Raw genomic sequence first — 7,662 nt, forward strand, 5'->3', positions numbered from 1 at the left:
CAGCTTTTACAGCCCTACTCAACTGTGCGGAGGTGGGACGACGAAATCGATTTCTAACGAATTACCGATTTCTGTCCCACTCTCATTTTTCTTATGAAACCGATTCTAGATTCATTCTTTTCTGCGTATCTTCCACGACTTCTTTTAAAGTGGTTTGAGCCATTTCTTTTTCCATAGCAGTCTGAATGTCCTCAAGCTTCCCATCTAAAACATTATGGATATTGTGTCCAATTGGGCAAGCTGGATTCGGATTGTCATGAAAACCAAATAATTGACCTGTCGAACCTAAGCATTCTACCGCTTGATAGATATCCAGCAGGCTGATCTCATCGGCTGCTTTTGCGAGCTCAGCTCCGCCTGTCCCACGCGCTACATGGATCAATCCTGCTTTCTTCAACTGAGACAAGGTCTTTCGAATAATAACAGGGTTCACGCCGACACTTCCTGCCAAAAAATCACTGGTTACTTTTGTTTTCTCTCCTTGTAGAGCAATCATGATCAAGACATGAGTCCCAATGGTAAAGCGACTCGAAATTTGCATAACTTCACTCCTTTCTACCCGTTTTTGAAGGTAGAGTCTATTGAACAACCGTCAAGGGACGACTTTCGTTATTCCTATTATACTCTTTTTAGTTGTAATGTCAATAGTTACACTATTGAAAGAAGTCCTCTAGCCAAGCATCGATTTCTCGATCATGACCTTCTCTCTGTTCAATCTCATGAAGAAGCTCATGATTGTGGGTATGATGAATGCCATTGACCAAACTTTCATAATACACTTGGTAATAAGGAAGATGGAGATCTTTTGCGAGTTGCAGTTCTTTTTGGACATCATAGTCCACCCGTCTAAAATCGACATCTTTTAGCCCCATTTGATCAAATTCGAGAATGGCATACATGGCCCGAAGGTCCTTGCGAAGATTCTTTTCCAGAAAGAAAGGCTGACCGATCGAGCCAGGATTGATGATCAGTTCTCCGCCTGTCCCGTAACGGAAAAACTGCTGGTGAATGTGTCCGTAGACTGCAATATCACAAGACGGGTTTGTCACCAAGCGATCAAAATCCTTCTGCTCACCAATGTGGATCAATTCGCGACCCCAATTCTTATCAGGTAAGTGGTGGGTAATGCCGATCTTTAAACCTGCGATTTCTCTATGGACTTGCATGGGCATTTTCTGCATGTCTTCAATTTCCTGGGGTGTGATTTCTTCCAGAATATATTGACACTGGCGCATGAGGTAGCGATGACTGGGTCTGTTCTCATCCAACATCCCCCTCATAGCCCGCCAAAGACTATCCTCCCAGTTCCCAAGGACTTTGACCGTAATCGGTAACTCCTCTAACAGCTCCAAGAGGACCCGTCTCCCTGTTCCTGGCATCAAACTATCTCCTAAGAGCCAATATTCATCCACCTTGGCTTTTCGGCTATCCTCTAGGACAGCTTCCAATGCTGTCGTATTTCCATGAATATCTGAAAGTAAAGCAATTTTAGTCATGATCTTCTCCTTCTCTCCATTATAACAAAGAGAAGAAAAACTTCCACCCTAAGGTGAAAGTTTTATGAACATTCCATGCTACCAGAAATGAAAACTCAGGCTAGAAGCGGAAGCTTCGTCGTTGGATTTATCTTTTTCCAAAGAGTTGCTTAACGGCTTTGTATCTTAGTCTACTGATTTGAGGGCTTCGAGCATGTCTACTTTTCGAAGATAATGGTCAACATAAATTCCTAACAGGATCAAGAGAAGGAGCATTCCTCCGACAGGGAAGAGGAGCACGCCAAGTCCCACATGGGGATAAAAGAGAATGGCATCTGGTGCAATCATGGCAATGAGGAATTGATGAAGATAATAACCACCCACTAATCCCATGAGGATCCCTATGATAGACAATAAGATGGTTTCGCGGTAAATATAGAGCGTCACTTCCTTATTATGGAATCCTAAGACCTTAATGGTCGATAATTCACGGATCCGCTCTGCCACATTGATATTGGTTAAATTATACAAGATCACGATGGCTAGCAAGATCGATACGACTACTAGAATCATCATAGTGGTGTCCAAGGATTTGGCAACTGAGTTAAAGAGGGAAATCATCGAAGCATTCTGACTAACTGCCTTCACAGCTGCAAGTGCCATCATGTCCCGACTGACAGTCTGCACTTTTCGTGTAGAAGGATTTCTCAACTGCACCAAATAGCTATTTGCTGAAGTCCGCTTTCCGTAGATTTTTTGGTAACTTGCCTGATCCATATAGACAAAATGGCCGACATAATTTTCAGTGATTCCCGCCACCTTAAAAGTATGACCATCAAAGGTCAGTCGATCACCGACTGTAACCTGGGCTAGTTGTGCTAGCTTACTACTGATGATGACCCCTTTCTTGAGAGACAAGGACTCTCCCTGCTTGAGAGAACGCAAGCTGACAAAGGGAGAAAAATCTGTACGATCCGTTACCATCATCGTAATGGTCTGCTTGTCGCGTCCACCCTTTAAAGAATCTTCGATAACCTTACTATAGATGGCTCGATAATCTTTGATATCTGATTTTTCCAGACGATTGGTTAGTTGCTTGCTTTCTTGGCTTGATGCATTCGTTTTTTTGGCTACAATCAACTCATATGATAGGATCTCTTGAAATTGGCGTTTGGGAACCCCTCCTACAGAAGATTGAATCCCTAGCCCTGCAAAGAGGAGAGCAACAGAACCTGCCACTCCAAATATGGTCATCAGCATCCGTTGTTTGTAACGAAAGAGATTACGAGCAGTGACCTTGTGGGTGAAACTCAGACGCTTCCAAATAAACTGGAGACGCTCCAGGAAAATCTTCGAACCAGATACCGGTGGTTTGGGCAGTAATAACAGATTGGCTTCTTCTTTTAATTCCTTACGCGAAACCCAGTAAGCCGGAAGCACACTCGCGACGAAAGACAGTCCGAGCGCAATCAGAGTCATATCCCCATAAAAATACTCTCTGCTCTCTCCAATCACCATCCCTTGCGTAATAATGTTGGAGATGATTCCCGATAGGAAATAATGCCCCAACAAGCTTCCTAGAAGGGTTCCAATCGTACCAGCAAAGAATCCATAGAGGACAAATTTGAAAATGATGTCCTTGGTTCGATAGCCCAACGCCTTAAAAATACCTGCATTGGTCCGCTCTTCATCGACAAAGCGCGTCATCGTGGTGAAGGTCACCATGGCTGCTACCAGATAAAGAACGACCGGAAAAATATTTCCGATAGCAGAGATACTGCTACTAGCATTGCTATACATCAGGTAACCTTGTCCACCTGGCATGGTCTTGCGGTCATAGACATGATAAGTTGGGATTTCCAGCTGATCTCGCTCGCTTTGGGCTTTTTTCAGCTCCTCCTCTTTTTTTGCGAGCTCCGATTCACCTGTAGTCCAGTCCTTCTTTTTCTGATCCAGTTGTTCTTTGGCTTGATGGAGCTTTTCTTGACTGGCTACTTGCTCTTTAGCTGGCAGAAATGGAGCTAATTTCTTGAGCTGGGCCTCCTGCAAGTCTAATTGTTTTTGAGCCTGATCGATCTGATTTTTAGCTGACTGGAGGGATTCCTTGGCACGACTGAGTTCTTTCTGGCCTTTTTGAATCTGCCCATCCGCCTCCTGCTTGAGTCTTTGATAGCGGGCCTTTCCATTGTCTTTCAGAAGTTTTTCTAACTCTTCTTGATGAGCTTTGAGCCCTTTTTGGTAGACTTGCGAAAAAGAATCTAAAGACTTCAGATCATCAAACTGAATCCGCGCTATCACAGGAAGTTTGGTCGTAAAGACCTCTTTTGAAACTAGTGCATAGGCATCTAGATTTCCACTGCCACTCATGGCAGTGCCTAAATTTTTTTGAGACCACATCTCAGAGGATTGAACAAATCCAACAATGGTGAATTGCTTTCGCTTTAAACTAGAGCGCGTTCCAGCCTTTTCTTCGAGTGTGAGGGTATCCCCTATCTGATAGCGATCCTTCCAAAAACTTGCTAGGGCCAGTTCCCCTTCTTTTTGGGGTAGGCGCCCCTTGGTCACACGAAAAGAAGAAAGACTTTTTGGAGGAGAAAAAAGTCGAATCGCCTCTCCTGTTCCTTTCACTGTCAGATCCAGTAGGGAACCAAATTCGACACGCGCCCCTTTGAGTCCTAAAAGCTCCTCTTGGTCTGCCTGGTCTAATCCCAAGTCCCCCATGACAGCAAGATCTAGCATATTTTGTTGCTGAATAAACTGGTTAGCTGTTCGGTGCATATTTGGGGTGGTCACCTTTAAGCCAATCAAGGCCAAGCTTCCCAACAACATCAAGGTTAAGATGGAGAGAAAGCGTCCTATTGAATGTGTAAAAGAACCAAACAGATCCTTCCAATAGATTTTTCGTTTCATGCTAGCACCTCTTCTAATACTCTAGTGTAGCAATATCTTGAGGAAACTCATTGATTTCTATAGACTTGACCTTGGCATCATGCATGCGAATCACACGGTCTGCAATCGGAGCTAAAGCAGCATTATGGGTTACGATGATGACCGTCGCTCCTTTTTTTCGAGACATATCCTGTAAAATCCCCAATACTTGCTTACCTGTCTGGTAGTCTAAGGCTCCTGTAGGCTCATCGCAAAGGAGAATTTTAGGGTTTTTCGCCACTGCCCGAGCAATCGCCACCCGTTGTTGCTCTCCACCTGACAATTGGGCAGGAAAATTATCAAGACGATTGCCAAGTCCTACTTCTCTTAAAACGGCTTCCGGATCCAAGGCATCAGAGACGATTTCTGAAGCCAATTCGACATTTTCCTTGGCTGTCAGATTGGCTACTAAATTATAAAATTGAAAGACAAAGCCAACGTCATCTCGTCGATAATCCGTTCGTTGATGGGAATTGAGCTTAGAAATATCCACCCCATCAATCAGGACCTGCCCTTCCTCATTCGTGTCCATCCCTCCTAAGATATTGAGAACCGTTGATTTTCCAGCTCCTGACGCCCCTAAAATAATGACCAATTCGCCTTTTTCAATCTCAAAAGAAACATCCTGATTAGCGAGAATCTCCGTTTCTCCACTAGTGTATCGCTTGTAACAGTGCTGCATTTCGATGTAGGCCATTTCCTCTCCTCCCTCCTACTTCCTATCTATATTATAGTCCTTTTCTGATAGATTACAAAGAAATCGAGGTAGTAGAAAACAAGGTTATCCTAAATTATCATGAAGGATTATAAATTTTATGCTATAATTAGAGACAAATTGATTTATTCTTAGAAAGAAGGCTCATCGTGAGTTTACAACAGTTTGAAAGGAAATCACTTCAAGAAATCAACCAGTCTATTGACGTGCCAAAAGGCATCCCCTTTTGGAAGACTCTTCTACTCTTTTCAGGACCAGGAAGTCTGGTAGCTGTCGGCTATATGGATCCGGGGAACTGGATTACCAGTGTCGTCGGAGGGGCCCAATACCGCTACCTCCTCTTATCAGTGGTTCTTCTCTCGTCTTTAATCGCCATGCAATTGCAACAAATGGCTGGTAAACTAGGGATTGTCCATCGTAAGGATCTGGCCCAAACAACCGCCCATCATTTACCAAAATGGCTTCGCTATACCCTTTGGATTGTGATTGAGCTTGCCTTGATGGCGACAGATTTAGCGGAAGTCATCGGATCAGGGATTGCCCTCCACCTTCTTTTTGGCTGGCCCTTGCTCTTTTCTATCCTGATCACCATCTTTGATGTTTTCCTCTTATTGGGCCTTATGCATCTAGGATTTCGAAAGATCGAGGCCATAGTTTCAACCTTGATCCTTACGATCCTTGCAATTTTTGGCTACTTGGTATTCCTATCCAAACCAGATATTGGGGGAATCTTCGCTGGCTTCCTGCCTCAAAAAGAAGTATTGGGAATTGGGCTTCCAAAAGGAAATGAAGCCTTAACCCTGGCTCTTGGAATCATCGGAGCAACGGTGATGCCCCACAACCTCTATCTCCACTCTTCCATTTCGCAAACGCGAAAGGTCGATTACAAAGATCCAGCAGATATCAAACGGGCAGTGCGCTTTATGACCTGGGATTCAAATATTGAATTGAGTTTGGCTTTTGTCGTCAACTCCCTCCTCTTGATTCTTGGAGCGGCCCTCTTCTTTGGCCACGGAGATAAGATCGGTGCTTTCTCTAGCATGTACAACGCCCTCAAGGATAACCATATTGCCGGTGCTATCGCCAGTCCCTTCTTATCCACCCTCTTTGCCATCGCTTTGTTAGCCAGTGGTCAAAATTCAACCATTACTGGGACCCTAACCGGTCAAATCGTTATGGAAGGTTTCTTGAGATTCCGCTTACCACAATGGGTCGTTCGTCTCATGACTCGGATCATTGCCCTTCTTCCTGTCATCATCGTTGCGATCTTATTTGGAGATCAGGAACATGTCCTTGATGACCTTCTGGTTTATTCTCAAGTCTTCCTATCAGCGGCCCTTCCTTTCTCCATCTTCCCTCTGGTTTATTTCACCTCCAACAAGGAAATCATGGGAGAGCATGTCAATGCAAAATGGAATACCTTCTTAGGCTATCTCGTTGCGATTGTCTTAACCATCTTAAATTTCAATTTGATTGTGACGACTTTTATCAAATAAAGAAACCAGCACTTTAAATCGTGCTGGTTTTTTGTTCATCCCTTCATCTTGTTCCTCCTTTTCCTAAAAATTTCCTGACCATTTTTTTAGGAGGGAATTAATTTAAATCACTAATTATTGTGAGATTTTCACAAAATCTTGTCAATGCCCGTCATTCATAAATTTGTAAAATTTTTGTACACTTTTCGTTATCTGTACAAAAATGAGAATTATTGTCTAATTTATATTTTTGGAGTATAATGCTATTTGTTAGTGTCGTGAAATTATTTAACCTATAAATTATTTCAACATCAAATAAATAGAAACAGATTTATACAACTATAGAAAGGAACATATGGTACGCCAAAGACAAACAACAACCAAGTCAGACTTACGGAATGCACTCTCGAAACTGCTCTTACAACAACCTTTTGACAGCATCACTATTCGACAATTAACCGAAACCGCTGGAATTAACCGCGGGACCTTCTATCTGCATTATGTCGATAAATACGACATGTTTGAGCAAATGAAAATGGACATGATGCAAGAATTGGATAGCCTCTTCGTTGAAGGAAGTCCTGTCAAGGTAAACTTTCTCAATGTGTTGACCGCTATTAAAGAGAATTATGATTTTATATATGCATTGTCACAATCCTGTTGCTCGGACTTTAGTAAATTGGTAAGAAGTTTTACCCTTCATGCACTGGACGATACTCCCCACGCTAAAGAACACATCATTTCAGACTTTCAAGTTCCATACAAGTATGGTCTAGAAATTTTCATCGCTACGATCGAATCTGTAATTGTTACCTGGCTAGAATCGGGTGCAAAAGAGGACCCCATTGAAATTGGAACGATCATTCTCAGTGTCTGCGACTTTGCTAGCTGGAACTAAATCCCCCAACCTTTTCCTACCCTTCTGGAGAAGGTTTTTCTTTTAGCAAATGAAAAAAGATCTGATCACCTTGTTCAACTTGTTTGTAAGAAAGCAAAAAGGCAGGATCCTAACATCCTGTTTTTAGAATGTAGACAAACTACTTTAAAGTAAAATAAGTTAAGCGATTTT

At 42.8% G+C, this 7,662-nt stretch carries 6 protein-coding genes; 2 read left to right on the forward strand and 4 right to left on the reverse strand.

Going from position 1 to position 7,662, the window contains the following annotated elements; genetic code table 11:
• Positions 1 to 91: 91 nt before the first annotated feature.
• The 4 genes from ADG03_RS01080 to ADG03_RS01095 all read right to left on the reverse strand — a co-directional run bounded on the left by ADG03_RS01080 (position 92) and on the right by ADG03_RS01095 (position 5,100).
• A complete protein-coding gene (locus tag ADG03_RS01080) occupies positions 92 to 541 on the reverse strand; it encodes an Rrf2 family transcriptional regulator (protein ID WP_049471828.1) in 450 nt (149 codons plus the stop codon).
• Positions 542 to 653: 112 nt separating this feature from the next.
• Positions 654 to 1,496, reverse strand: a complete 843-nt coding sequence (locus tag ADG03_RS01085; RefSeq protein WP_049471829.1) for a metallophosphoesterase family protein — start codon at positions 1,494 to 1,496, stop codon at positions 654 to 656.
• Between the two features lie 165 nt (positions 1,497 to 1,661).
• Entirely contained in the window at positions 1,662 to 4,385 is a 2,724-nt protein-coding gene (locus ADG03_RS01090) for an ABC transporter permease (RefSeq protein WP_049471830.1), read from the reverse strand.
• Between the two features lie 13 nt (positions 4,386 to 4,398).
• Complete coding sequence (locus tag ADG03_RS01095; protein ID WP_049471831.1) at positions 4,399 to 5,100, reverse strand: ABC transporter ATP-binding protein; 702 nt, start codon at positions 5,098 to 5,100, stop codon at positions 4,399 to 4,401.
• A gap of 167 nt (positions 5,101 to 5,267) precedes the next feature.
• Here ADG03_RS01095 and ADG03_RS01100 point away from each other — a divergent pair, with 167 nt between their 5' ends.
• Together ADG03_RS01100 and ADG03_RS01105 are read left to right on the forward strand one after the other, a co-directional pair.
• Complete coding sequence (locus tag ADG03_RS01100) at positions 5,268 to 6,614, forward strand: Nramp family divalent metal transporter (RefSeq protein ID WP_003013089.1); 1,347 nt, start codon at positions 5,268 to 5,270, stop codon at positions 6,612 to 6,614.
• Between the two features lie 334 nt (positions 6,615 to 6,948).
• Positions 6,949 to 7,491, forward strand: a complete 543-nt coding sequence (locus tag ADG03_RS01105) for a TetR/AcrR family transcriptional regulator (RefSeq protein WP_031576432.1) — start codon at positions 6,949 to 6,951, stop codon at positions 7,489 to 7,491.
• Positions 7,492 to 7,662 lie beyond the last annotated feature (171 nt).

The sequence above is a fragment of the Streptococcus parasanguinis genome (assembly GCF_001069785.1).
Taxonomy (GTDB): Bacteria; Bacillota; Bacilli; order Lactobacillales; family Streptococcaceae; genus Streptococcus; species Streptococcus parasanguinis_T.